The following is a 26159-nucleotide window of genomic DNA, read 5'->3' as shown; positions in this document are numbered from 1 at the left end:
TATTTATAAAATAATCTTGTATCTCTGTTATACATGATTTTAAGTAAATTGTAAAAAGGATATATTGGCCAGTTTGCATATTGAAACTGAAAATCTATTATCATGCAAAAAATAGCAAACGATATGTAAATGATCATAAATTACTAAATAGACCTCATACCCATCAAGCTAATATTTTGAAGTATCCTCAAAACGAAAATTTTGTTCGGTTTGAGGGACTACTAATTTCTTAAGTTGATGGGCTTGTACGGTAATCCCTTATATAAGAACTGATTTTGATACTTTCTTATTAAGAGATTCGTAATCCAAAAGTAAAACAAAATGTAGAATTATTAGTTTTAATTAATAATTTGGATTTGATAATATTAAGGGGCTAATGTTGGACTGGTCTAGATCCATGATGCTAAATAATAGAAGCGAACGAAAAGAGATTTATTAGAGGAATTACTAGATTACGGCTTCTTCTTTGAATCGGTTTTTCTAAAGAATACATCCGGATTATTTCGCCCGTTCAACGTATTCCGGTTATCACTCCAGGCATGAAGCAGGGAATCTCCAGGACCAGTGATTACTTGGTTATAGTCCCCCATATAGCAATTTCTAACAGCATCTGGACTTGGTGCAGTAATTGGAACCGGGGAAGAGGGATTACTAACCACTGATTCTTGACTTAAACCTTTAGAAACAGAAAATGATTTCATAAATACGCCGAATGTTCCGTCACCAATTTCTCCATCTCCCTTGGGATCATTAAAACGGTTATATTGAATATGTGCTCCTTTAGAGTTTGCCGCTACCGATGGAAAAAATGCAAAAGATGAATGGTCCTGCGTAACATTCACTTGTGTCCAAGTTTTCCCTTCATCTTTGCTGTGTGCCAGAAAGACATTGATGAAAACCTTATTATTTATAACTATACCTGCATTCCAAACAACATAAATCGTTCCATCTGGTCCAATTGTCGCTTGCGGAATTTCAAACATTCTGATGACTCTTTCTGGTGTTACAGAAATTACATTACGGCTACCACACGCTGTGGAATTTGCGTTACCTGCTGCAGCAAAAAGACCATTAGAAACCTGTACAGGAGCTTGAAACGATACTCCACCATCTGTGGACTTCACCATCCGGATTGAACGATTCGGAGTTCTTGGTACTGTAAAGCTGTTTGGTAAAAAATCCTCATAAAAGACATATATATTCCCATGAGGATCTACAACTGGAAAAGCTCCAAAAAATTCATTGGTACCAGCAGGTATAGTCTCATTTTGAATAATAGGAGTCACTGTCACACCCGTGTTCCACTTTGAAAATTTAATCCTTTGTCCAAGACGAGCAGGATCTCCAATTAAATCAATCCACACGACATACAAAGCTTCCTTACCTGGATTATTCTTATCAGACCCTACTGTAATCCATGGTTTATCTGTAAGAAGTCCATCGGCATCGACAGTACCGACGAATTGGGGTTGATTCATTGTAATAGTTTTATTCGGATTAATTATTCCAGTTGAAACTGTGATACCTGTTTGACCGTCATGAATTTGACCATAATAAAATATACCTTTTTTATCTACAGTAATAGTAGGATCCCCCCCATTGCTTTGTCCTGGAATTGTAGGAATACTACCACCATCTGTCCAGTGTTTACCTAAATCAGAGGAAAAAGCAAACCCTGAAAAACCAGTTAGATTGTTCGAATCATTAAATCCATAAAGAATAAAATCTTTAAAACGAGCTAAACTTGTTTCACTTTGTGTTATTCTAGGGAAATTATCTACATCGCTAGCGGGGTTATTCACTTGAACCCCTTTATCATTTGGTTTTGGAGGCATTTGACCACCCTTTCTTTGTTTTTTCAATAATAGAATATGAAAAAAATGAAAGAATGCTTAGACTATTAAAATATATTTCACTTTTTTGGTAGGAACATTTAAAGATAGAAGGAGTTACTTAAGACGAAATAATAGAATTGTATTTTTAGAATGAACACTAGCATTTTTCCCAATAAAAAACAGCTTATTAGCTACTAATCTTGAAAATGTTATCTTCTGTGTATTTTGTTACATTTATAGATAGTTAATTTTAGAGTTTTTTATATAGTAATAGGGGGCTCACCACATATCCATCAACTTAAGAATTTTATAACACCCCTAAGACGAAATTTTGTGCATGTATTGAAAAAAATAATACAACCGCTTTATTCGACACTTTCCATTAAATTCTCTATTTATAAATTCCTTAATACACTATTAACGCGATTACAACTACTTTTCTATCAAAAATTTAATATAAAAATATTGAAAATTTCCAATCATTTATATATAATTACTTTAACTTAAAGATGCTGTTACATGCGCATTTTGAAGATCCCGTAGCTCAGCAGGGAGAGCGCCACCTTGACAGGGTGGAGGTCGTGAGTTCGAGCCTCTCCGGGGTCATAAAACTCAATAGTATCAAGGCTTGAGAGGACATTCTCACAAGCTAAAACTGTGGAGGTCTCCATCAGACACCACAAGTTAACAGAGGACTACTTCTAGTCAGCAAATCAGCTGGCTCAGGGGTAGTCCTCTTTTTTGTTTCTATAAAACCGAGAAAGGACTGAGAAGAAAATGCTACTTAAGTTTGCTATGAAGGATTTCAAGGAGGAAAAGGAGTTTTGTAATCTCTCCCCTCGTACTATCCAAGCTTATATGGCTACTCTGCATGAGTTCCAAGTATTCTGCTCCGAGCGTGAACTCGTAGATACACGAGACATTAGAGAAGCAACTGTTAAGAGCTATCTCATGTATTGCCAAAAGACAAGAAAAAATAACGTAGTAACAAGAAACACCAAGCTCCATCACCTAAAGATTTTCTTTAACTATTTGCAACATGAGGACATTATCACTGAGAAAGAAAACCCTATTCGTAAAATGAAGCTGGCTAAAGAGGATATAAAAATTGAGGTCTTTCAAGATTACCATATCAAGCAAATGCTGAGTTACTACAGAAGGCTTAAAACAAGAGATAAAAGCTTATACGCCTACAGAGACCACACTATTATTGTTTTCCTTTTAGGAACTGGCTCAAGGTTAGGAGAGCTTATCAATATACGCTGGAGTGAATTGGACTTAGTAAACCAAACAGCAACCCTATTCGGTAAAGCTCGAAAACAGCAGACTGTCCCTCTCACAGACAAGCTTGTAAAAGAGCTTTGTGAGTACAAAGTGTTCATTGAACGTGAGATTGGAAAACTCCCAGAGTACGTATTTACCACACGAGAAGGGAAACAGATGAGTCCTAATAGCATCAAACTCATGTTTAAGCGACTCAAGGCAGTAATGAACTTTAAAGATGTTCGCTTATCAGCTCATACTTTCCGTCACACTTTTGCTCATCGTTGCTTAATGGCTGGAATGGACGTTTTCACTCTCCAAAGAATGCTGAGACATAGCAATTTGAGAATGACTGAAAGGTATCTTGCTCTTTGGGGAACTGCCTTGAGAGAGCAAAACGATAAGTTTAATCCACTTAATTCACTTGAAATTTAAAACAAATAAAAAGAGAGCCCTGCTCTTAGTTTGGCGACCAGACAGGGCTCTCTCTCGAAGAAAAACTCAAAGGACTCAAAGAGTCGAAGGAGCTTCCTTGTTTGCTATTGTATCACGCTCATTGGTACTAGCTCAAGGGGTGTTCCTTCTATAAAGATGGAGGACTATATAATGAAGGAACTCAGAAAATACGAAAGCTTTAAGTCTGTCGCTGAGATGGACAACACAATTGATAAAACACTCAAGGAGTACAAACTCAAAGATAGCGAGCGAGCTATCCTTATTAAGCTGTCTCAATATAGCTGTAAATTTGTAGGTGTAAGCTACATGAAAAACCAAACGTTAGCGGACTCAGCAGGCTACTCTAAACGTACTGTACAGCGTGCTCTAAAGCGTTTAAGCGAGTTTGGTATCATTACTCGTATTGAACAAAAGAGGACTAAATCTGGAGGCTATGGAGCGTTCATTTGTGTAATTAATCCCTTTGAGTGTCACCTCAATTTGTCATCTTGCAGGAAAGCTGAGAGCCCATGTGAGGACAGCGCTGAGAAGCAAACTAAGGAGAACGAAACAATTATTCCTAAAGCTAATCTCCAAGAATTAGATAAACGTAATACGCTCGATGTATCTTATTTGGCAAACTCACATATTCCGACTGATTTTATCAATGCAGTTAAACCTTTTATTAGTTCTGCTAAAGAAGTTTATTCTCTGTGGGGTAAAGTGGTACTAGCTCACAGAAAGTACGCTCCAGACTTATTAGAATACACTGAGATATCTATACAAGCATTTAAACAATCTGTGTTCGCTAAGAAGATGAGACGTATTAGAAAAGACTTCAAAGGCTATTTGTTTGGTGTTCTCAGCAATATGTTTTCAGTTGAACAGAGAAGATACAACAAGGGGAACTTGTGGAATTGGCTAGAAGTTTAACTTTGTAGCACCACACATTGTTATATAACTGAAAGTTATAGTTGTATACATCTAGCATTGACTTATTAGCTTTTGAACCTTTGAGGTAGTGCTATTTGTTATGTGCTCACTCGTGCTACTAGGGTGGTAAGTAATCTGGCGGTTAATCTGGCTCACTCAATCCAATTGACTATATAGCTTGTATCTGGTATTCCGAAAAGTTTACTATAAGGTATGCTCTTTTAGTTGCCAACTTAAATTTCGACTTCTCAAAATAACTTGTGTGAACTCTTAACTTCCTTCTAAGTACATTTACATTCTAGCAAGCTACAAACGCTTAGAGGGGCTCTGAGAACCTCCTTGTTTTTATGCATAAAAAAAGAGTCACCAACTATAAAGTCAGTAACTCTTTAGCTAACATTCATTTGAGGCTCTGGCTTTCCGTGTAACTCATTGTATGCCTTCTCGTTATGCTTGTATTTAAAAATGTAGTCTTTGTCTTTCTTATTATGAGAGTTCACAATTGTTAGTGTCTTGCTATAAAGTAGGTCTTCAAGCTCCAGAGTGTTGACGTACTCAAAAGTAGCTTGCGAGCCAGTGTGTTCACCTACAGGTATTTCTAAAAAGATAACTCCGTCTCTTCCATTAAGCAAGAACATATTCGTTACCTCAAAAGTCTCTACTACTTTGTGCTTTGTCTTCCTCATATAAGACCACTCCCTTATTAGTTTTAAAGCAATGAGAAGGCTTACTAGTTAACCTCTTGGTTTCCGTCTCCCATGTCAAAAAGGACGTTAAGGTTAACGTCTTCACCTTTGTTATTCTTGTTCTCTTTGCTCATTTTAAATTTATTATTGAGCCCTAATGTCTCAATATATCGAATCAACTTAGTTTCTGGGTCGTTATAACTTTGTGAGTCCTTCAAGAACTGCTTAGAGTCTAAACGTGCAACCTTAATCAAATTCAAAGCGTATCTGTCCACGAGTGCCATATTAAAAGGGTCGCTCTCGTAGTTGTCTAAGTAGTAATCCATTAGCAAGTTATAAAGTTCCGTCTCCTCTTGGGTCAGCATATCTTTGAACTCCTTAGAATAAATACCATGAATCGTGTTAGCTTTTGGGTTTAAATTTGCCAAGCTCCTTCTCCTCCCTTCCTCAGTTTTTTGACCAATAGACTTGCCTCCGTGTATATGACAGCGACCTAAAGTAGTTCCATCTTCTCGTGCGTATGGCTTCCTCATGCAAATCTTTCCGTTACCCTGTACAGCTCCACAGATGGAGGGCTCTTTTCTGAGTACCTTCTTTAACTCCTTGAGTGCATCCTCATCGTTGTTAGCCTTAGCAGTTGCCACCTCATCAGCTAATCTCTTAAATTCATTACTTTGCTTGAATGGTCTTGCCATAAGTATCGACCTCCTTTAGTTTTATAAATTTAAATTGATTGGAATATTGAGAGGCTTTATCCAATAAGGACTATCCTCACCCCAGTAATAAGCGTGCTTGAGTTGGTAAGCCTTTATAGCTTCTTCCTCAGTGGTGTGCTCACTGGTTTCCTTTAGTTCCCTTCCATAGTCAAATACCTTATAAACCTCGACTGTGTAGCCTTCATCTTCCATTAGCACAATCTGAATAGAGACATATTCCATTCCCTCCCTCCTTTTTGTTTAATCCTAATTAGTGAACTAGAAAGCCTCGCTCCTCAGCTTCAAACATTAAGCTCATAAGAGCGCTAAAGCCATGCGTATTGTAGTATCGTCTCTCAAAGTCCTCTAAAGCAAGTAACACTTTAGACAGTTGCTTTGGAGTTCCACTTTGAGAGACTTTGCGATAAACCGCCAGCATTGTGAAGTACGTCTTTTCAGTGTAGCTCACCAGCAAGCACCTCCTTAGTTATCTATTTTTGTTCGAGCTAAATTAATTGAACACTCAACTTGTTCCATCTTCTGAGTCAACTCTTTGTACTTAATACTGAATTGTAGAGCTCTTATTTCTCCCTCAAGCTTCATTCTTGCAAGCTTCTCTTTGAATAATTGCTCTCTCGTCTCCTTTCTACTCATAGTGAGCACCTCGTTTTTATTATTTAGTTGTAAACTGTGAACTTGTTCGAGCCAGCCAACTCAAAGGAGTCAGCTAGCCCTTTTGTTACTTATTAGATTAATTTCTTACCAAAATACTTCTCAACCGCTTGTAGTAACTCAGCATAATCAGCGTCAAGCTTTGCGTCCACTTCTTTGGTTACCTTCTCCCAAGCTTCCACGTGAGCAGGGTTTTCTTGGTAGTGAGAAGGTTGAAAGTTACTTGGAGCGTACTTCAATCCGTCTCTATTCTCATAGTGAACATCTCTAATTAATCTGTCTGGGTTGCCAGCTCCAATGTTATTAGTTAGTCTGTTAATCTCAGCGTCAACACGTCTCATTAACTCCTTAGCTCTAGCTCCTCTCTGGTTAAACTCATAACCCTCAGCGTCCTGTTGAGCCAAACTCTCAATTCTGAGTTGTTCTTCTTCAGCGTTAACACTTGCTATTTGACTAGCCAGCTCGTTAAATTGCTCATTTAGTTGCGTTATCTCGCTAGCCATTTCCTCAATAGCTTTAACGTATTTATCTACTCGTTTCTTTGTAGCTGTAGAGTTCTCAAGCTCATGGTCAACTTCTGCAAGTTGTAAAGCGTTTTGCACTCTCACTTGCTTTGCGTTCAACTTAGAAACTGTCTCGTTTATTTTTGCTTGCTCGCTTTGTAATTTTTCCAATTTAGTCTCATTAGCCTTCTTAAAGAATCCACCGAATAAGTTTTTCATAATCAATTCACTCTCCATTTTAGTTTTAGTTTTTTAGCTTCCCCTCTTGAGTTAGCTCTGAAAGCCCTCAGATTACTCTCAGCTCCACCCTTGCGAGTTTCAGCACTCTAAGTACTACCTTGTAGCCAAAAGCTTTTGAGAGCCTTGAGAGCTAGCTCAAAAGAGATATTTACTTTACAGACTTAACATGTTAATGTTATTTTGGATAACTCTGTGAGTTGACATATCATTTATTAAAAAAAGTCTTACCAACTAGTGCTATCTTTTCAGATTCTACTAACAGGTCAATATACTCCTCAAATGTAACTCCTGCTTTGCCAGCGAGATAATTAATACTTTGAGTTAACCTCTTTTTATCAACTACACTAGCTCCATGCTCACTTGTTAAATAATCTATTAAACTGTGAATCCATTTCTTTTCATTAACTCTCTTGTGCACTAACGAGACGTTACTAGCTGTAGAACCAACAACAAGCTTACTCAAAGCAACTACATGGTCTAACTGCATTGTCTCTGGAGTTAGCACATCACCGCTTAACATACATTTTCCATTAGCAAAACTTATTAACTCATTGTAGTCCTCAATAGTAAAATTCCCTTCAAGCTCTTTCTCAATTGCTCTGTCATTGAAGTTTTTAATCTTTCTATTGAGTCGGTATTTTTGGTTAACCTCTCGTTGTATCTTTGTGTAGCATCCTCTACATTGCGCTCTAAGGTGACCACTAGTGAACTTTTGAAAATCCTCTGCAAGCTTCAAGCTCCTACAAGCTGAACACTCACGTTGTAATTCTACATTTGTTAACGCATCAATTAAACTTAAAGTACCGCCTCTATTTTCTTTTACTTTGTGCTTTCTCATTAGCCTCGCCTCCAATTGTCATTTAAAACTTTCTATCTCTATAGCCTTGTGAGTCATTTCCTCAAAGTTACTGTAAATCGTTAACATTAATTCATAATTGTAAGGGTCAAACTCTTTGTAGGCTGTCTCACTTAACTCATTGCCAGTGAACCAAAAGTTTTTAATAGACTTGTTTACTTGTAGTCTTAGCTGTTCATCAGCTTCTACATAGTCGTACTTTGTGTGAATAGCTATTGAGCGTGTATCTATCTCAATAAGACCTAAGCGCTCTTTTACTTCCTCAAAGAAATCATCCCAAGCAGTAAAAGCTACTGGGTAGATAACAACTTGTTCTTTCGTCTTCATATCTACTCCCCAGTTATAACGGTTAGCCTTCTGAGTGCGTGTAACTGTCAAGTAACCTTTTTGAGCCAGCGCCTCAATATGTCTCTTAGCTGTTCTCTCAGAAACACCAGCAAGCTCGGCTAGTTCTGTATAAGTAACCTCAAAGCCACCTGTTAACTTATCTTTCATAACATCAAATGTAGCTTGTTCTTTTGGAGTCGCTAGAACGTCTTTGAAGATAATTTCTAGCTCGTTTGCTTCTTGCTTAGTTAACTTTTCAGTTTCTTCCTCAGTGTGGCTGTTCATGAACTCATCGTATTCTTCCTCAGTTGAAAGCCCTGTTAAGCCTTGCTCGTTTCTCCAAGCCAGATAGTCACTCCAAGTTTTATCATTCATAGCTTTACCTCCTCAATTGATTTGTTTGATTCTATGAGCCAGCTTGCTCAGGGCTAACTGATATAAGCTTTGAAACATCTTTCTCGTTTAGCGCTACCGCTAACTTGTTTAATACAACCAAGCTAATTGTCTTAGTCCTTTTAATACGAGATAGCGAAGGCTGTTTTATTCCAGCTCGCTCAGCTAACTCTCTTTGACTTATTTTGTAGTTATCACAAATAGCTCCAACATCAACATAAAACTTTGTCATCTTTATACCTCCTTCACTTAACATTAGTGTTAACATTCAACCAAAAAGAAAAAGCCCGAAGAGGAAAGGGCTAAAAGTTAAAACTAGTTGGAGACTAAAAACCAATGCCAATTGGCTAATAGTTTGGTTATTATCTTACGAGATGGCTGTCTCATTAAGACAATTACGAGGTGCTCTCCCTAAGCGTGAGACTCAGAGAGAACTTGAACTTTTGAGAAAAGCTCCATTGCTTCTTTCAACTTAGTTGACCGAGCTAGCAACATTCTAAAAGTCCTTACACTATACATATGAACCAAGTGTTTATCTTTTTTGTTCCTATACTATATATAACAAGTTAGTGTTTATTATTCAGAAAGTTGAATATACAGTCATACCAAGGGCTTGAGCTACTTTGTAAGAAACTGCAAGAAAAAAACATTTAAAGTTTTTTAGTTTGGCTGGCTCGCTTAACCACACATTTATAAATACGAACATTATTAACTTATAGTTACCATATTGTTAGTTTTTACTTACATTCAAAAACCTCATATTTTGACACTCTGGGATTTTGGAAAGTGTCGATTTTTAGCTTCAACCCTTGGTATACCTAGCTTTAAGCTAGTAGTGAGGGCATCAAACCAACTCATCACTCAGAGTATTGACTAAAGAGCTAAAAGCTAAGAGTTTAACTAAAAGACGAACCAAAGAGTTATGCTATCTCGTAAACGACTTAAAAGACTAAAGAGTTATAACTACTTTGTTTAACTAATTTGGCTATCTCAATATAGGTCTTTAAATAATTAAAATCTTAAAGACTAAAGAGCTATAACTAATAGCTTAACTAATTAGTCCTACTCATATAGGTCTTTAAAATATTTCAATACCTTAAAACCTATAAAGAACAACTAAAGAGCTTTACCTATTAGTTATCCCTCAAGAAATAATTAATACAAATAACTCTTGAGATGGACAAAGAAGTATTAACTCTTAGTACTAACTCAATTAGTTCTTTTGTTTTTAAATACTTAAAACCTTAAAATCCCTATGAGATAGGACTAATTAATTAGCTAAATAGATTAACTAACAGTAAACCTAATTCATTCACTGAGGAAGCAAAGAACTTAAAAGTCAATAACTACAATTCCCTTTGAGCTGGGACTATAAAGCCCTACTAACCGTCAAAAGCGTTGAGGTATCGACTCATTGGTGGACTACTAGGGAAGGAGCTTTTTAGTCAAACTTTTTGGTAAAAAAATTTTTTCCATTCTCATAGTTTCTACAAATGGCTACTATCGGTATTTTGAGATACCCCTATCCTTGTAATTTTTCAGTTCTAAAATCACGAGACAGACTAACAGCTCACTCAATATCGTCTCATTTGACTAAAGTCTATTGACACAAAAATGAGTTGTTGATACTATTGGCTTAACAACGTCTCATATAAACGTCTCATAAGTACTAAGGAGGAATTACTATGATATACGGATATGCAAGGGTATCAACTCAAGGGCAGAACTTAGAGAGCCAGCTCACTGAACTCAAAAAGGCAGGAGCTGAGGAGATATACAAAGATAAGGCTAGCGGTAAGAGTCTAAACAGGGACGGTTTAAATGACCTAATGAGCCAGCTCACCGAGGGAGATACACTCATTGTTACTAAGATGGATAGAATAGCTAGGAATGTACGAGAAGGCATAGACCTTATTAGTCAACTCAATGAGAAAGGAATCAAACTGCATGTTCTCAATATGGGTGTATTTGATGGCTCACCTACAAGTAAGCTAATTACAAACATTCTACTGAGTGTAGCTGACTGGGAAAGGGAAATGCTACTAGAAAGACAACGAGCAGGAATCGAGGAAGCTAAGAAACGTGGAGCTTATAAAGGTAGAGCTAAGAAGTATACTTCAAAGAATGCTAGCTTAGTACACGCTCTTGAACTGTACGACAATAGAGATACTAACAAAATGACTATGAATAAGATTGCTGAGGTTACACAAATAAGCAGAGCTACATTGTACCGAGCAATTAAAGAACGTGAGGAGCAAGCTAAATAATCAGCTACTCCTCTTTTTTTTGTTTGTTGAGGCAGGAGGCTACATAGACATAGCTCTGTTTGTACCTTACTCAAAAATGAGTCTATGGAGGGGAGTGTTAAACAATAAGTAACATTGTAGCGCCCTCACATGCACACCCCTCTCACTTCCCTACTTAAAAGATACTACTTTTATTTTCTTAAATCTTTAGTAGCTTCAATCTCATCAGAAATCTTAACAAGCAAGCTTTCAAACTCATCAACACATCTATTATTCTCATTCCATAACCAAAATTTCGCTTTTAAATATTCCACAGAGCCAGCTCTATCTTTCATCATTAAATGTCTTATATCCCAACCAAGTTCTCGCACAGTCATTGCTAAAGATTCAATTATTTCCATATCAACCTCTTGTTCTAAAGCTTGAGCCATGTCGTTGTATTGAGAAAACTGGAGATATAACTTACCGTGTAACTGAACATCATCAATTAATTGTAAGTATGAGAAAATATCTTTGTTTAACTCTCTAATTTTATATGGCTTACAATCATGTACCACCATATCTAAAGTCTGAAAGTTTCCTCCATTAAGTATTTCCCTATATTCTTTTTCTCTAATTCCTTGAAGTAACTTAAGCGTATCTAGGATTGCTTGCAATTCATATTGTATTGCAATTAAAGCTGGTAACTGAGCAAGCTTCCTTTGTCTATACTCCTTTTCTAGTTCAAGCTTTCTCTGATTCTCTAATTGCTTCCTAAGGCTTTCATCTTGTTCTTTTCCTTGCTGTTTAGCAATCACAAAAGCTATGACAGCACCCAGGAAACCTCCAGAGTAATTCCCAAAGAAGCCCAGCCAATCTTTAACTTCACCACTTGTTAGAAACTTCCCAAAAGGGATACTCAAGAAATGTATTACAATAGGAACCATTAAAAAAGCACCTAGAGATACTAATAGCTCTTTCCATGTTATATAACTTCTCAACCTTTTCACCTCTCATTTAAATATCTCAATAATTAGCTTAAACTAGCTCATTTACAATATCAAACAATATTTCCCTTGAATTGTTATTCTTAAAGATAGCATGAGAACGCCACCTCAAAAGTATTTCTGTGGAGGTTGTTGCAAAAAGGACTTGACCAATGAATATAACTCCTTTAGTATTTTCCGTAAGAAACTCTAATTGAAGTAGTTCTCAATGAGGATAATAACTTGAGAGCCTTAATACATATAAGTTTTATTGACTCCCTTTCTTTCATCTGTTAAGAAAATTGCCTTGACAGGGTGGAGGTCGTGAGTTCGAGCCTCTCCGGGGTCATATCGGAAAAATAGCGTTCTATCAACTGATAGAACGCTATTTTTGTACAATGATTTAACTGACAGAATTGGCAGTTAGTTATAATAACCTCAGTATTGCTACGGTTTTCTTCAGTTAAATAACTTTAATTCTTCTAATTATGTATTAAATCTCAGACTTTTATTAGACATGAAAAATCCCCTCCAAGTAATCGTGTAATTCTTTTACACTTCCCACTTAAAAGGGGTACTATCAATTTTATATATTATTAGTAGTTACTTGTTTTTCCTTAATAGCCTTAATAATCGATCCGGTAGCAATTAAAAGAGTTCCCGCGATAAAGAATGCTGCGCTAAGTACAAAGAACGCTGTAAGTAGATTCGAGTTAATAATGTAATTGTACGCATCTCCGCCTACATAAACGTGTTTATTTAACTCACTATATTCACTAGCCATATAGTACCCTTCAATTTTATCAATTCCCTTATATAGCAGTACGGCTGAATGTACGTAAAAAATTACCGCCCAAAATATCCATTTTTTCATGATTGTATTTACTCCTACTATCCTATTTTATTATTTATTCCATGATTGAACTCATCCCATATTTATTCAACTGGAATAAGTTTAACTTGCTCTGCTGTCTTGATAATATCACCAGTGCCGGTAAAGAACGTATAATCGCCACGACCTACCGAACTATTGCCCAGAATGGTATTTACTGCTGCTGAACCACTCTTGCTATCGTATACAACAAAGTTACTACCACGACCTACTGCCGTAGCCTTATAACGACCAGCTGGGACATCTTTACCTACGATATATTCACCTGCACCTAGCATTCTAGGTTCTTCTTGCTTAGCCTTAACGCCATCTGTAAGCTTCTGTAGTTCGCTTGTCTTAGTTTGGATGTCCCCGTCCAACTTTCCTACTTCTCCCTTTTTAGCCTCTACATCTTTACCTAGTTTATCAACTTCTGATGTTAGTTGATTCTTATTAGCTACTAGAGCCAAAGTCTCTTCTACTTCAACTTTTTTGTCAGCAAGCTTCTTTTGCTCTGCATCAATACCTTCTTTGACTTTGCTCTTCGTATAACTTAATTCATTCTCTTTTTCTTCTGCTTTTGCTTTCGCCTCTTCATATGTAACCTTTTCTTTCTCAATAGCAACCTTGGCTCCACTAGCACCAATTGAATATGAAATTACTAATCCAACGATTACTGCTAAAGTAATCCATAACTTTTTTGACTTTACAATTTTCATAATTTATTCCTCCAATTAAATTTATTATATTAATATATCATATTTCCAAAACGTTTATAACTTAAAAAATGTAAGATTTTCAATATGATATTCCCCTAATTGCTCTCCCGTCTCGAATGGATTTTATGACCACTCTTACTACTATCTATATTGCAAGCACACCTCCCTATATACAAATTTTTTGTGTTCCGGCCACTAACATTCTATAGTTAATATAAATAAGTAATGTTATTATATTTTAATGGATAAAATTTCAAAACTTTCCATTATAATCACAGCATAGAACTACACATAAGGAGCAACGGAACATGAAAAACTGGTAAATGATAATGAAACTTTACGAAATAAAATTATGGATGTAAAAAAGAAGGTTTCTTCCTTTTCGAATGAAGAAGCAACCGTAGCGAATAAAAATCTAACAAACGGAAACGTTATTTATCAAGCTGTATTAATGGATGATTTTCACAACATTCTACATAAAACAAACTTAAACCATACCAATAATGATTTGGCGGCACTCATTTCTACGAATAAATCAGCATCTGAAACCGAGATTATTAAGAAAGCTCGAGAGGGCATTAAAAGCATTGAGACATACACGTATCCAACTATACAAAGAATAGAAACAAACTTTAGTAAATATCCAAGTTCCTTTTCTGATAAAGAATTTAAATTAATCGGTGAATCTATCAATAATTTAAAATCGTCTCTTGAGAAGCAACTTAAGATGATGAAGCAATTTGACGGAAATACTGAGAACAGTGAACTAGATTATGAATATCTCTTAAAATCAGCTACAGAAGATTATAAAAAAGCTGAAACAAACATCGAAAAGCTTGAATCTTCTTGGAACATAGTATATACAAGCAAATAAAGTGAAACTTAATCACTCGTTAAAACCATATTTTTATAGATTGCATAAAAAAAGATGCCAGCACATGCTGACATCTTTTTTACTACGTTCAAATTCGCACTCTAACATGTTGTGAACATCATTCTTTTACAAGAACTAGATCACTTCCCACCAAACCTCTTCCCCAAGGACTCCGCATTGGCAAAAAACTTCTCCCTTCCATCAATCCGTATCCGTAGCACAGATGAACCACATTTTCTGCTCCTTACTATCTAACACCATCCAAGTAATATCCCATGCAACATCATAAAACCAATCCGTCCAAGGACGATAGCTTTCGAACACTTTAATATCTTCGTATCGATCTTGGAACATATATTGGCATACATTGACTGCTAATTGTTTTGCGATAACTGGTCGTTCCTTAAATGTTTCATATGCTCCACCCGACAAAATTTGAGCGGCAATGCTACCATCAAGCATGACTGCCCATTGCTCTTTAAAATGAAACTTATATTTTTCTGACGTATGTATTTTTAACTCTTCTAAGCTATTGATTATATCTACAGAGTTACAGATTCTTCTAAAGAAGTGCTCGTGTCCATCTTTCCAATATGGTATTTCTTTGAAAAAATTTTCGTTATGTACTTTAAAACAGCTTATAACCGCTCCGCCATTTACATTTTGTTCCTTGAATGTATGTATGAGTTTCTCAATAGATGATTCATTCGTTTCTATTTTTTCAAACGTTCCCTTTTTCCATCTCATAACGCCCACTACTCTCTATTAAAAATTTGTTTCTTCATTATAAAGTGAAACTTTAATCAGTGGGGGTTTTCTTTATCCCCCACTGATTATTAGCCTTCACCAATCGGACTTTTATGGGCAGCCCGACCCCCACCTAACTCCTTTGCTTTCGCTGCATTTTGAGGTGGGGGTCTTACTGCCCATTAAAGTGGGATAAATAGCAAAATAAAAACCAGCAACTTTAAGGTGGCTGGCTTATCCCTTATTCATATTCGAAAACACAATCACAATTGCTCCAAGCACATAATGCCCCGCTACCATCCATATACTCCGATCAAAAATCATAAGTGACACCCAAAGCGATAGATTAATAGCAGCAAATAATACGTATAAAATAAAGTCTCTCTTTTGTAGCGCTTCTCGATTCATCAAAATATAAATTGCACCGATTGGCGGAAGGATGAAGCAAAGGAAAAAAACAAACATTTTTCTTAACGACCATGGATATGAAGTTACTGTCTGCATACGAATCTCCTTTTCACTTTATAGTACCTTTAACATCGGTCTTACTACCCTATATTCGTCACTATGAGGCTCCTTTATGATTAAAGGTGAGTGAGGATTTTTTTCTTCTTCTATCATTGTAAATACTTCTGTTTTTTCGTTTAATATGTTGGATTCACTATTTTTAATAGTTTTTTTACTTGCTTCAATTTTCTTTGTTACTTCTCCGAGCCTTTGTCCAACTTTTTCAGCTTCAGCAGGTTCATTCGTTACATAGTATTCTTGCCCCTCCCATACTAACATAGGTGGCACTGGTTCTCGTTTGTTACATATTATATAAGTAATACTAGCTATAAGTAGTAGACATGTTAATAAAAAGAAGATAGTTTTTTTATTCATATACTATTCTCCCTATCCATCATTTTATTAAATTATATAATATCCATCATATGTGGTAAAAGGATTTAGTGGGAATTTTCGGATTTTCAACTTAAAAGAAAAACCTTACTCAAGTAAGGTTACATTTTTACATTCTATAGTGACCGATTTATTAAAACGATCATGACGATAATCGCTATAAACATAACAACTAAACAGCCGATCATTTTATAAAAGCCTCGTTTCGTTAACGTCCCACCTTGCACGTCTTTCCGAATAAATAAGAATACGGCTAAAAATAATACAAGCCCAATGCCAAAAGCATACATCATTTGCATATGTTAATCTTCCTTTCTCTCTTCCATCTTAATATCTTTTCGATAAAACAACAAATGAGATGAAAACTGTACTCATCGTAAGTGCCATTAGTATGTTCAATAGTTCAGTAGCAGATAGTGTAAGTATTTTTAAGTTTAAGCCGATAGAGAAAAGAAGATAATATGCTGTTAATGCAAAAAAGGTCACGAACATTCCTTTATAACGAATGAGCTTCATTCGCTCGTCTTTTTCTTTAAATTGCGGGTGTAAGTAACTTAGGCAGAAACTCATAATCATCATCCCAAGCAATGGATAAGTTGCTTCTGGCGGTGCAGAATGCGTCATTATACCTGTTAGTATCATAAATCCACTCATAAATAAAAAGATAATTCCCATGATAATGAAGTACTTTTGTGAATAGTTCATCTTTACTCCTCCCCTTCTTTTCCTTCATAAATAAATACATGTTCTATCGTTGTCTGAAATGTTTTTGCTATTTCAAATGCTAACGGAAGTGACGGATCGTATTTTCCCTTTTCAATTGAAATGATGGTTTGTCTGGAAACGCCTAGTTTCTCAGCCAATTTTTCTTGAGATAGTCCAAATTTTTTTCGGTATTCGACCATTTTATTTTCCAAGGAAATTTCTCCCTCCTTCCTTACACTGAGTATATATGTAAAGCAACCTTTACGTCAAGTTTCCTTTACATGTATTTTAGTTTGTTTCACTCTATTTATATAGAAGAAACTTTTTCAATTTCGGCACGTCTATTTTAAAGCGAAACATGGAACAATGGAACTAACCGTTACTATATCTCCACCTCTCTTTTTTTAAAATTTAATATCTCCATATTTGTTTTATCCTTTTAAAATATTTCATTTATCCCTTTATTCCGCAAAATGTGTTATTGGTTTTACGGTGTTTTTCGGCATATTTATAGAAACTAACTGTTTATGAAGCATTTTTTATGTTTAGCAACTTTTTTTGTAGAAATCCTTCACTTTCCTTTCGATATTTAACACTATCTAAATAAAGTTTACGATAAATTCATAATTTTTTATTTTTTATACTATATTCCATTATATTGTTGTATAATATCAATGAAAGCGCTTATTATTTCAATATACATAATTCGAACTCATTTTTATCAAAACATTCTAACTATTATACTTATATTTACATGCAACAATTTTAGTTATTTGTATAGGTATACCAAATATATCCACCCTATTTTTCTGTAAAATTACTTTATAACATGAAAGATTAACTTGGGTGATAAGTTATTGTGAATGTTTTTTTACAAAACAGATAAGTAATAGTGTTTGGTATTATGTAAATTATTGTAATAACATAAGAGTAAAGAAAAACATTTACATTGATTATTGGTTCATCAATTATTGAAAAGAGCAAAATGCACCTTTTTGTATGGAAAAAGGATTATATGCATTGGGAGGTTTAAACAAATGACGAGGAAGAATACAACGACAAACCCTTGGGCCAAGTTCCACGGTCCGAACCTTGGTTATGTTATTGAACAGTATGATCTTTACGTAACTGGAGCAGGTTCTGTTGATCCGGAATTACAAGAGCTTTTTGAAATTTTTGGAGCTCCTTCGTTTCAAGATGATGTCGTAACAGGGGACAACACAGCAACACATTTTTCTCCTCAAAACACAGGTAACATTGAAAAAATTCTTAAAGTCGTTCAACTTGTTGAACAGATTCGTTCTTTCGGGCATACGTTGGCTCACATCAATCCGATGGAAGATGCTGCAAATGGACAATCTCTTCTTGAGAAAGCAATGAACGAACTGAGCGATGCTGATTTGAAAGCGATTCCAGCAAAAACAGTATGGCAAGATGCACCAGAAGGTATTCACACTGCACTTGATGTAATTCATAGATTAAAAGAAGTGTATACACAAACTTTAGCTTATGAATTTTCTCATATACAAGATAGTGAAGAACGCGCGTGGTTGCATCAAATGGTGGAATCAAATTCATTGCGTCAACCACTATCAAATCAAAAACGAACTGCTCTTTTAAAACGTTTAACAGCTGTTGAAGGTTTCGAGCAATTCTTGCATAAAACATTCGTTGGGCAAAAGCGTTTCTCTATCGAGGGCGTTGATATGCTTGTACCCGTTCTAGATGAAATTGTGCTAGAAGGTGCTAAAAACGGCGTAGAAGATGTCATGATTGGTATGGCTCACCGCGGTCGCCTAAGCGTACTTGCACACGTATTAGAAAAACCATATAGTCACATGTTTGCTGAGTTCAAACATGCAAAAATAGAAGGCGCAGTAGCAAACTCTGGTTGGACTGGCGACGTAAAATACCATTTAGGTAGAGAACAAGTCGTTAGTAACGAAGAAGTTAGTACTCGCGTTACATTAGCAAATAACCCAAGTCACCTTGAGTTCGTGAATCCGGTTGTAGAAGGTTTCGCACGTGCGGCTCAAGAAAACCGTAAAAAATCTGGTCTTCCAGAACAAGATACTTCAAAATCATTCGTAATTTTAGTTCACGGTGATGCTGCATTCCCTGGTCAAGGTATTGTATCTGAGACACTCAACTTAAGCAGATTGAATGCATATCAAACAGGCGGAACAATTCATGTTATCGCAAACAATGCAGTCGGTTTTACGACTGATAGCTATGATTCTCGTTCTACGAAATATTCAAGTGACCTTGCAAAAGGTTTCGATATTCCGATTGTTCACGTGAACGCTGATGATCCGGAAGCTTGTCTTGCTGCTGCTAATCTTGCGATTCAATATCGCATGTTGTTCAAAAAAGATTTCTTAATCGATTTAATTGGTTACCGTCGCTACGGTCATAACGAAATGGATGATCCAGCAGTTACACAACCACAAGTGTACAAAAAGATTAAAAATCACCCAACTGTAAGAGCAATTTATGCAGATCAATTACAAGCTGCTGGTGTTCTAAATGCAGATGAAATTGAAACAATTACACAGTTTACGCAAGAGCAATTAAAATCTGACTATGCACAAGTACCGCCAGCTGATACGAGCGATGCAACAATTCACGTTAAAGTGCCAGATGTTGTTGCAAAGGGCATTCAGTCAATTGATACTGGTGTTGAGCTTGATTCACTTCGTGCAATTAATGAAGGTCTGCTATCTTGGCCAGAAGGCTTTAACGTATATCCGAAAGTGAAGAAAATTCTTGAGCGCCGTAAAGACGCTCTTGAAGAGAACGGTAAAATTGAATGGGCACTTGCTGAATCATTAGCATTCGCTTCTATTTTACAAGAAGGTACACCAATTCGTTTAACTGGTCAAGATTCACAGCGTGGTACATTCGCGCATCGTCACATCGTATTACACGATACGGATACAAATGAAACATATTCACCATTACATCGCTTACCAAACATTAACGCTTCATTCTCTGTTCATAACAGTCCGTTATCAGAAGCTGCTGTTGTTGGTTACGAGTATGGTTATAACGTATTCGCTCCAGAAACGCTTGTTATGTGGGAAGCGCAATATGGTGACTTCTCAAATACTGCGCAAGCATTATTTGATCAATATGTTTCAGCTGGAAGAGCAAAATGGGGTCAAAAATCTGGTTTAGTTCTTCTATTACCACACGGTTATGAAGGTCAAGGGCCAGAGCACTCTAGTGCACGTCCAGAGCGATTCTTACAGTTAGCTGCTGAGAACAACTGGACAGTTGCAAACTTAACGAGCGCGGCACAATACTTCCATATCCTGCGTCGTCAAGCATCTATCTTAGGAACAGAAGCTGTTCGACCATTAGTATTGATGACGCCGAAAAGTTTATTACGTCACCCACTTACGCTTTCAACTGCTAGTCAGTTAAGCGAAGGACGTTTCCAACCTGCTTTAGAACAAGAAAACCTTGGCATGAAACCAAACAAAGTAAAACGTCTTGTTTTAAGTACAGGTAAAATGGCGATTGACTTAGCAGCAGAAATCGAGTCTGGTAAGCACGAGTACAACTTAGATGAAATTCATATCGTTCGTATTGAACAGTTGTACCCATTCCCTGCTGAGAAAGTTCAATCTATTATTAAACGCTTTAAAAACTTAGAAGAAATTATTTGGGTTCAAGAAGAGCCTCGTAATATGGGCGCATGGCATTACATGGCTCCAATTCTGTTCGAACTAGCTGGAGATAAAGTGAAAACAGGTTACATCGGACGTCCAGATCGCTCTAGCCCATCTGGCGGCGATCCATTCGCTCACAAAGCTGAGCAAGAACTAATTGTTTCACACGCCTTAGATGTAAAGTATAACTTCCGTCAAGATAAACTAGAAATTGAAGTTTTCAGCAACTAAAAAGTAACAATGAAGATTTCTAGCTTGTTCCTTGGGCAGATATTCTGCCCAAGGTCAGGCTAACAAATGGAGATTACCGAAGACAAAAGAAGAAAAAACACACCGTTAGGCAAATAAGGGGAGGACATTTAAAATGATCGAAATTAAAGTACCTGAGCTTGCAGAATCTATTACTGAAGGAACTATCTCACAATGGCTTATCAACGTAGGCGACAAAGTTGAGAAAGGTGGCAGCGTTGTTGAGCTTGAAACTGATAAAGTCAATGTAGAAATCATTGCAGAAGATTCAGGTATTGTATCGAAGTTACTAGGCGAACCTGGGGATACAGTTGAAGTTGGCGCAACTATCGCAATTTTAGACGCAAACGGAGCACCAGTTGCAGTAAGTACACCTGCACCGTTGGCTGAGCAACCGAAACAAGAAACAGCTGAAGCACCAAAAGCTGCGGCACCAAGTGCTGAACAAACTGCAACTCTACAAGGTTTACCAAATACAAACCGTCCTATCGCATCACCAGCTGCTAGAAAAATGGCTCGTGAATTAGGAATCGACTTAAACGACGTACGTAGCACAGATCCACTTGGCCGTGTGAGACCACACGATGTACAAGCTCATGCTGCAGCACCAAAAGAAGCACCAGCTGCTCCAAAAAGTCCAGCTCCTGCTCCAGTTGCAAAAACTGAATTCGAAAAACCAGTTGAGCGCGTGAAAATGTCCCGCCGCCGTCAAACAATTGCAAAACGTCTTGTAGAAGTTCAACAAACATCTGCAATGTTAACAACATTTAACGAAGTTGATATGACTGCAATCATGGAATTACGTAAAGAGCGTAAAGATGCTTTCGAGAAAAAACATGATGTACGTCTTGGTTTCATGTCATTCTTCACAAAAGCAGTTGTTGCAGCATTAAAACAATTCCCATTATTAAATGCTGAAATTCAAGGCGACGAGCTTATCATTAAAAAATTCTATGATATCGGTATTGCAGTAGCAGCTCCAGATGGATTAGTTGTTCCAGTTGTACGCGATGCGAACCAATTAAACTTCGCTGAAATCGAAAGCGAAATTCGTGAATTAGGTAAAAAAGCACGTGATAACAAACTTTCATTAAAAGAACTACAAGGTGGTACATTTACAATTACAAACGGTGGTGTGTTTGGTTCTCTAATGTCAACACCGATCCTAAACAGCCCACAAGTTGGTATTTTAGGAATGCACAAAATCCAAGTACGTCCAGTTGCAATCGATAACGAACGTATGGAAAACCGCCCAATGATGTACATCGCTTTATCTTACGACCACCGTATTGTTGATGGTAAAGAAGCAGTTAGCTTCCTTGTTGCTGTTAAAGATATGCTTGAAGATCCAAAATCATTATTATTAGAAGGTTGATGGATTCATAATCTATTACAGGCTGTAGAATATATCATTCTACAGCTTTTTTTATTGCATTCATACGGGACAAATCGCATGACATAAGGTAATAATGTATGCCTAAAAAGTAAGGAGGATTAAAATGAGTAACCTTCCAGCACATGCAAAACTAAAAGCAAATAAAGATACTTTCTTCCTCCCCGACTCAAACGGGGGTGTCTATTTTCGAAATAACGCCAGTTCATTTCGTATGGACGGTGACGGAATTTATAACTGGATTGAAAAATTAATGCCAATGTTTAACGGTAATCATTCTTTAGCAGAAATAACGGATGGTCTCCCTCTCCCCTATCAAAATCGTGTATTTGAAATTGGGGAGATTTTATATACAAATGGGTTTGTCCGTGATGTAAGTCAAGATGCACCTCATGAATTAAACAGTGCATTACTTGATAGATATGCTTCGCAAATTGAATTTCTAGAAGCAGATTCTCATTCAGGCGCTTTAAAATTCGAAACGTACCGCAATGCAAATGTACTTATAATCGGCTCTGGAGATATGCTTACTTCCTTAGTTTCTTCTTTATTAGAATCCGGATTACCTACCTTTCATTACCTTGTGACAGATTATGAAGAAACGAATTACGACCGTATTCACGAGCTAGTAGAACTTGCGCATGAAGTAGATGATGCTGTACTTGTTCAAGAAATAGATACAACAATTGATCGTCCCCTGCATGAAGTGTTCGAGCCTTTCGACTGGATTTTATACGTTTCGCAAAATGGAGATATCGAAGGACTAAGAGCAGTTCATGCGATTTGCAAGGAAATAGGAAAGAACTTCATACCAGCCGTTTGTTTATCAACACTTGGTATAGCTGGTCCTGTCGTAATGGCTAATCGTGAAGAATGCTGGGAATCCGCATGGCATCGGCTACATGAAACGACTTTACAAAATGAAAATTCATCAGCCACCTTCTCTCCTATTACATCCGCAATGCTAGCAAATATAATCGTTTTTGAATTATTTAAACATGTTGCTGATGATTCACATCGAGAAAAGAATCCACAATTCTTTTTATTAAATTATGAAACACTTGAAGGAACATGGCATCCTTTTATAAAACATCCTATCGCCACTGATGAAAGTTTTACAATTGATACGATAGAAAACCTTTCTGAAAAACTTGAGCATCGGTCTAACCAACATACCTCAACTGATTTATTCCGTTTTTTCGATTCATTAACTTCTAAAGAAACTGGTATATTCCATGTATGGGATGAACAAGATTTACATCAATTACCGTTATCACAATGCCATATTCAAGTAGCTACACCTCTATCAGATGGCCCAGCTTCTCTCCTGCCTCTTATAACTTGCAGTGGTTTAACTCATAACGAAGCGCGCCGAGAAGCTGGTTTAGTAGGAATCGAAACATACGTAGCAGAAATTATGCACCGCCTTATCCCTGAACATAACGATATCGGTATTGGCGCTGGAGAAACGATGACAGAGGGTGTATACCGGGCACTACAACAACATTTAAATAATAAATTGTATGAACGACAATCACATATGCTAGAAGAAATTACGACGGTCGACTTAACGGACATTCATGATAAACATTGTAGATTTTATTACGATGCCCTCGCTACCATTCATGAAACACCTAAAATCGCAATGGGTGAAGAGATTCTCAGCTTTCCAGTCGTTTGGGTTGGTATACATGATCGATGGTATGGTGCATCTAATATTAATATGACGTTAGCGTTACGAAACGCCCTACAACTATCGCTTCTTCATATTCAAAATGAAGAAACTCCTTACAGAACTAATATTTTGCCTGAATCATCTATTATTTTATATGACACGGATTCTTTTAGGTTAGAAATACAAGCAGAAGAAATTCCAAGTACGCAATCTGTACAGCTTGCCTTGCAACATTTAGAAGAACATCACTTTTATCCATTCGTGTTTGATTTAGCGATTGAATCATTTTTGAAAGAAAACTTAGATGGTGTGTACGGGGTATTAATTGCAAAGGAGGATAGTCTATGACTCAAAATATATTACTTATAGGAGATGGCCTTCTTGCAGACTATGTACATGATCAATTATGCAAACAATATTCCATCATTCGCCAACACACAATTGCAGACGAAATCCCTGAAAATATCGACCTCGCTCTCGTATTACACGACGGCTCTCCTTCTACGATTCATCATGACGCTGAGCTAACTTTCCGGTCAAATCATATTCCGTGGCTACGTGGTTTTACTTCATTTGGTGAAGGGGTTATCGGTCCTTATATTCATCCTCTTGCAGCGGGATGTACTCATTGTGCCGATGGACGACGCTTTATCGCTGGATTTGATCAAAAAGAAATGTGGGAGTTACAGCGAAAATATGCGGTAAAAGAAGGAAACGTAACGAGGCGTGATGTACGTGCCACCCAAAACGGCATTCTGCAAATGTGCCATCTGATTTGCGCAGAAACAGAGAAAATATTAACTCATAATCATCCTTCTTTAGAAAATGAACTCATTTTACTAAACTTACAAACACTGCAATGTACGCGGCATTCTTTTCTTCCAGATCCGCTCTGTCCTGTATGTAGTAATTTGCCTGATGACACGGCAGATGCAGCAACGATTTCATTACAACCGAGCTTAAAAACAAGTGATGCAACATATCGCTGTCGTTCCATTCATGAACTAAACACATTTTTAACGAAGGACTATTTAGATTACCGAGTCGGTATGTTGAACGGAAAAATGCAGCATTCTTTATTACCATTTGCTGACGTTATTATAAACATGCCATTAATGTTTGGAAATGAAGGGGTTGCAGGCCGAACTCTTTCATTTGCAGTAAGTGAAGCAACTGCTATTTTAGAAGGTTTAGAGCGATATTGTGGTATGTCACCTCGAGGGAAAAAGACAAATGTGCATGGTAGTTTTCATGATTTAGAGGATCATGCACTAAATCCCCTTACGCTCGGTGTACATACAAATGAACACTATAATCGTGATGGTTTTCCATTTAAACCGTTTGACCCTGACTATGAACAAAACTGGGTATGGGGATATTCATTGTCACAAAACCGTCCAATTTTAGTTCCTGAATCAATCGCTTATTATAGCCTCGGTCATCGAGATGCTTACGTATATGAAACATCAAATGGCTGTGCCATTGGTGGTAGTCTAGAAGAAGCAATTTTTCACGGTATTTTAGAAGTTGTAGAGCGTGACGCCTTTTTGCTCACTTGGTATGCTGCATTACCTCTTCCCCGCCTTGATCTTAGTTCAGCAAATGATACGGAATTACAATTAATGATCCAGCGGCTGTACACGATTACCGGTTATGAATTGCATGCTTTTAATGCTACGATGGAACACGGTATCCCGAGCTTATGGGTAATTGCGAAAAATACGCGTGAAAATGGAATGAACGTTGTTTGCGCTGGAGGCTCTCATTTGGACCCCGTCCGCGCTTTAAAGAGTGCCATTCACGAAATAGCAGGCATGTTACTTATAACAGACGATGAACTTGAGGAAAAAAGAGAGTACTACGAAAACTGCTTACAAGACGCTTATCTCGTAAATAAAATGGAAGACCATAGTATGCTGTATGGATTGAAAGAAGCAGAAGAACGTCTTCATTTTCTTTTACGTGACGATGCCCCGATGCAAACGTTCCAAGAAATGAACAGGTTACAATCATTTGATCTCGATTTAACATCCGATCTTCATCAACTTTTAAACCGTCTAGGCCAAACCGGACTTGAAGTAATCGTTGTAGATCAAACAGTGCCTCTTATAGAAAAAAACGGATTGCATTGTGTAAAAGTCATTATTCCAGGTATGCTACCGATGACGTTCGGTCACCATCTCACTCGACTTACAGGGCTAGATCGAGTGTATACCGTACCGATGACGCTTGGATATACCGCTGAGCCTTTAACGAATGAACAATTAAATCCACATCCGCATCCGTTTCCATAGTAAAGGAGG

27 protein-coding genes and 1 tRNA gene are annotated in these 26159 nt (G+C 37.0%); 9 read left to right on the top strand and 19 right to left on the bottom strand.

All coding sequences use genetic code 11. From position 1 onward, the window contains the following. Window positions 1-452 precede the first annotated feature (452 nt). A complete protein-coding gene (locus ACTFSI_RS06620; RefSeq protein WP_138322290.1) occupies window positions 453-1835 on the bottom strand; it encodes an exo-alpha-sialidase in 1383 nt (460 codons plus the stop codon). A 533-nt stretch (window positions 1836-2368) separates the two neighbouring features. Between ACTFSI_RS06620 and ACTFSI_RS06615 the strand changes: the two genes are divergently transcribed. From ACTFSI_RS06615 to ACTFSI_RS06605, 3 genes are all read left to right on the top strand, one after another. Next, window positions 2369-2441, top strand: a tRNA-Val gene (locus ACTFSI_RS06615). Window positions 2442-2612: 171 nt separating this feature from the next. Beyond that, window positions 2613-3533, top strand: coding sequence for a tyrosine-type recombinase/integrase (locus tag ACTFSI_RS06610; RefSeq protein ID WP_274171609.1), 921 nt, complete (start codon window positions 2613-2615; stop codon window positions 3531-3533). Between the two features lie 171 nt (window positions 3534-3704). Continuing rightward, the gene (locus tag ACTFSI_RS06605; RefSeq protein WP_061183638.1) at window positions 3705-4466 is read left to right on the top strand and encodes a helix-turn-helix domain-containing protein; all 762 of its coding nucleotides are present in this window, start codon (window positions 3705-3707) and stop codon (window positions 4464-4466) included. Between the two features lie 389 nt (window positions 4467-4855). Here ACTFSI_RS06605 and ACTFSI_RS06600 read toward each other — a convergent pair whose 3' ends face one another. From ACTFSI_RS06600 to ACTFSI_RS06560, 9 genes are all read right to left on the bottom strand, one after another. Next, window positions 4856-5152: a hypothetical protein gene (locus ACTFSI_RS06600; RefSeq protein ID WP_061183639.1), complete on the bottom strand. Its 297-nt coding sequence runs from the start codon at window positions 5150-5152 to the stop codon at window positions 4856-4858. Between the two features lie 44 nt (window positions 5153-5196). Next, the gene (locus ACTFSI_RS06595) at window positions 5197-5847 is read right to left on the bottom strand and encodes an HGGxSTG domain-containing protein (protein WP_061183640.1); all 651 of its coding nucleotides are present in this window, start codon (window positions 5845-5847) and stop codon (window positions 5197-5199) included. A gap of 21 nt (window positions 5848-5868) precedes the next feature. Beyond that, window positions 5869-6090, bottom strand: a complete 222-nt coding sequence (locus ACTFSI_RS06590) for a hypothetical protein (RefSeq protein ID WP_061183641.1) — start codon at window positions 6088-6090, stop codon at window positions 5869-5871. Window positions 6091-6118: 28 nt separating this feature from the next. Next, window positions 6119-6316, bottom strand: coding sequence for a hypothetical protein (locus ACTFSI_RS06585; protein WP_061183642.1), 198 nt, complete (start codon window positions 6314-6316; stop codon window positions 6119-6121). A gap of 14 nt (window positions 6317-6330) precedes the next feature. Further along, entirely contained in the window at window positions 6331-6501 is a 171-nt protein-coding gene (locus ACTFSI_RS06580; protein WP_161492299.1) for a hypothetical protein, read from the bottom strand. A gap of 92 nt (window positions 6502-6593) precedes the next feature. Continuing rightward, window positions 6594-7241 carry a hypothetical protein gene (locus ACTFSI_RS06575; RefSeq protein ID WP_151909208.1) on the bottom strand — a complete coding sequence of 216 codons (648 nt, stop codon included), beginning with the start codon at window positions 7239-7241 and terminating at the stop codon, window positions 6594-6596. Window positions 7242-7467: 226 nt separating this feature from the next. Continuing rightward, window positions 7468-8100, bottom strand: a complete 633-nt coding sequence (locus ACTFSI_RS06570) for a hypothetical protein (RefSeq protein ID WP_440045301.1) — start codon at window positions 8098-8100, stop codon at window positions 7468-7470. Between the two features lie 18 nt (window positions 8101-8118). Next, entirely contained in the window at window positions 8119-8820 is a 702-nt protein-coding gene (locus tag ACTFSI_RS06565; protein ID WP_061183645.1) for a winged helix-turn-helix transcriptional regulator, read from the bottom strand. 31 nt (window positions 8821-8851) lie between these two features. Beyond that, window positions 8852-9070: a helix-turn-helix domain-containing protein gene (locus ACTFSI_RS06560; protein ID WP_061183646.1), complete on the bottom strand. Its 219-nt coding sequence runs from the start codon at window positions 9068-9070 to the stop codon at window positions 8852-8854. Window positions 9071-10523: 1453 nt separating this feature from the next. On the opposite strand from ACTFSI_RS06560, the gene ACTFSI_RS06555 reads away from it, so the two are divergent. Further along, window positions 10524-11105, top strand: a complete 582-nt coding sequence (locus tag ACTFSI_RS06555; protein WP_061183647.1) for a recombinase family protein — start codon at window positions 10524-10526, stop codon at window positions 11103-11105. 170 nt (window positions 11106-11275) lie between these two features. Here ACTFSI_RS06555 and ACTFSI_RS06550 read toward each other — a convergent pair whose 3' ends face one another. The 3 genes from ACTFSI_RS06550 to ACTFSI_RS06540 all read right to left on the bottom strand — a co-directional run bounded on the left by ACTFSI_RS06550 (window position 11276) and on the right by ACTFSI_RS06540 (window position 13639). Beyond that, the gene (locus ACTFSI_RS06550) at window positions 11276-12064 is read right to left on the bottom strand and encodes a hypothetical protein (RefSeq protein ID WP_274171591.1); all 789 of its coding nucleotides are present in this window, start codon (window positions 12062-12064) and stop codon (window positions 11276-11278) included. 571 nt (window positions 12065-12635) lie between these two features. After that, window positions 12636-12923, bottom strand: coding sequence for a hypothetical protein (locus ACTFSI_RS06545; protein ID WP_138322295.1), 288 nt, complete (start codon window positions 12921-12923; stop codon window positions 12636-12638). Window positions 12924-12985: 62 nt separating this feature from the next. Further along, the gene (locus ACTFSI_RS06540) at window positions 12986-13639 is read right to left on the bottom strand and encodes a hypothetical protein (RefSeq protein ID WP_138322296.1); all 654 of its coding nucleotides are present in this window, start codon (window positions 13637-13639) and stop codon (window positions 12986-12988) included. A gap of 352 nt (window positions 13640-13991) precedes the next feature. Here ACTFSI_RS06540 and ACTFSI_RS06535 point away from each other — a divergent pair, with 352 nt between their 5' ends. Continuing rightward, window positions 13992-14513 (top strand): hypothetical protein, encoded by a 522-nt coding sequence (locus ACTFSI_RS06535; RefSeq protein ID WP_241747730.1) that lies wholly within the window; start codon window positions 13992-13994, stop codon window positions 14511-14513. A 201-nt stretch (window positions 14514-14714) separates the two neighbouring features. Here ACTFSI_RS06535 and ACTFSI_RS06530 read toward each other — a convergent pair whose 3' ends face one another. The 6 genes from ACTFSI_RS06530 to ACTFSI_RS06505 form a co-directional block, all read right to left on the bottom strand. Continuing rightward, window positions 14715-15260 (bottom strand): hypothetical protein, encoded by a 546-nt coding sequence (locus ACTFSI_RS06530; protein WP_440045300.1) that lies wholly within the window; start codon window positions 15258-15260, stop codon window positions 14715-14717. Window positions 15261-15494: 234 nt separating this feature from the next. Next, window positions 15495-15764 (bottom strand): hypothetical protein, encoded by a 270-nt coding sequence (locus tag ACTFSI_RS06525; RefSeq protein ID WP_243499679.1) that lies wholly within the window; start codon window positions 15762-15764, stop codon window positions 15495-15497. Between the two features lie 18 nt (window positions 15765-15782). Then, a complete protein-coding gene (locus ACTFSI_RS06520) occupies window positions 15783-16142 on the bottom strand; it encodes a hypothetical protein (protein ID WP_440045299.1) in 360 nt (119 codons plus the stop codon). Window positions 16143-16276: 134 nt separating this feature from the next. Beyond that, the gene (locus tag ACTFSI_RS06515) at window positions 16277-16459 is read right to left on the bottom strand and encodes a DUF3976 domain-containing protein (protein ID WP_001178301.1); all 183 of its coding nucleotides are present in this window, start codon (window positions 16457-16459) and stop codon (window positions 16277-16279) included. 28 nt (window positions 16460-16487) lie between these two features. Further along, on the bottom strand, window positions 16488-16865 hold the full coding sequence (locus ACTFSI_RS06510; protein ID WP_001109888.1) for a hypothetical protein: 378 nt from the start codon (window positions 16863-16865) through the stop codon (window positions 16488-16490). Window positions 16866-16867: 2 nt separating this feature from the next. After that, a complete protein-coding gene (locus ACTFSI_RS06505; protein WP_000428510.1) occupies window positions 16868-17077 on the bottom strand; it encodes a helix-turn-helix transcriptional regulator in 210 nt (69 codons plus the stop codon). Between the two features lie 825 nt (window positions 17078-17902). Here ACTFSI_RS06505 and odhA point away from each other — a divergent pair. The 4 genes from odhA (at window position 17903) to ACTFSI_RS06485 (ending at window position 26150) form a co-directional block, all read left to right on the top strand. Next, window positions 17903-20770, top strand: a complete 2868-nt coding sequence (gene odhA / locus ACTFSI_RS06500; protein WP_000197153.1) for a 2-oxoglutarate dehydrogenase E1 component — start codon at window positions 17903-17905, stop codon at window positions 20768-20770. Between the two features lie 133 nt (window positions 20771-20903). Continuing rightward, entirely contained in the window at window positions 20904-22163 is a 1260-nt protein-coding gene (gene odhB / locus ACTFSI_RS06495; RefSeq protein ID WP_000569915.1) for a 2-oxoglutarate dehydrogenase complex dihydrolipoyllysine-residue succinyltransferase, read from the top strand. 124 nt (window positions 22164-22287) lie between these two features. Further along, entirely contained in the window at window positions 22288-24204 is a 1917-nt protein-coding gene (locus tag ACTFSI_RS06490) for a putative thiazole-containing bacteriocin maturation protein (RefSeq protein WP_440045298.1), read from the top strand. After that, window positions 24201-26150 (top strand): TOMM precursor leader peptide-binding protein, encoded by a 1950-nt coding sequence (locus ACTFSI_RS06485; protein ID WP_044792768.1) that lies wholly within the window; start codon window positions 24201-24203, stop codon window positions 26148-26150. The genes ACTFSI_RS06490 and ACTFSI_RS06485 overlap by 4 nt, the downstream gene beginning before the upstream one ends. Window positions 26151-26159 lie beyond the last annotated feature (9 nt).

Source organism: Bacillus cereus group sp. MYBK101-2 (assembly GCF_051918845.1).
In the GTDB taxonomy this organism is placed as follows: Bacteria; Bacillota; Bacilli; order Bacillales; family Bacillaceae_G; genus Bacillus_A; species Bacillus_A paranthracis.
Note: the sequence above shows the minus strand (reverse complement) of the source record. Positions and strands in the feature narration are given on the sequence as shown.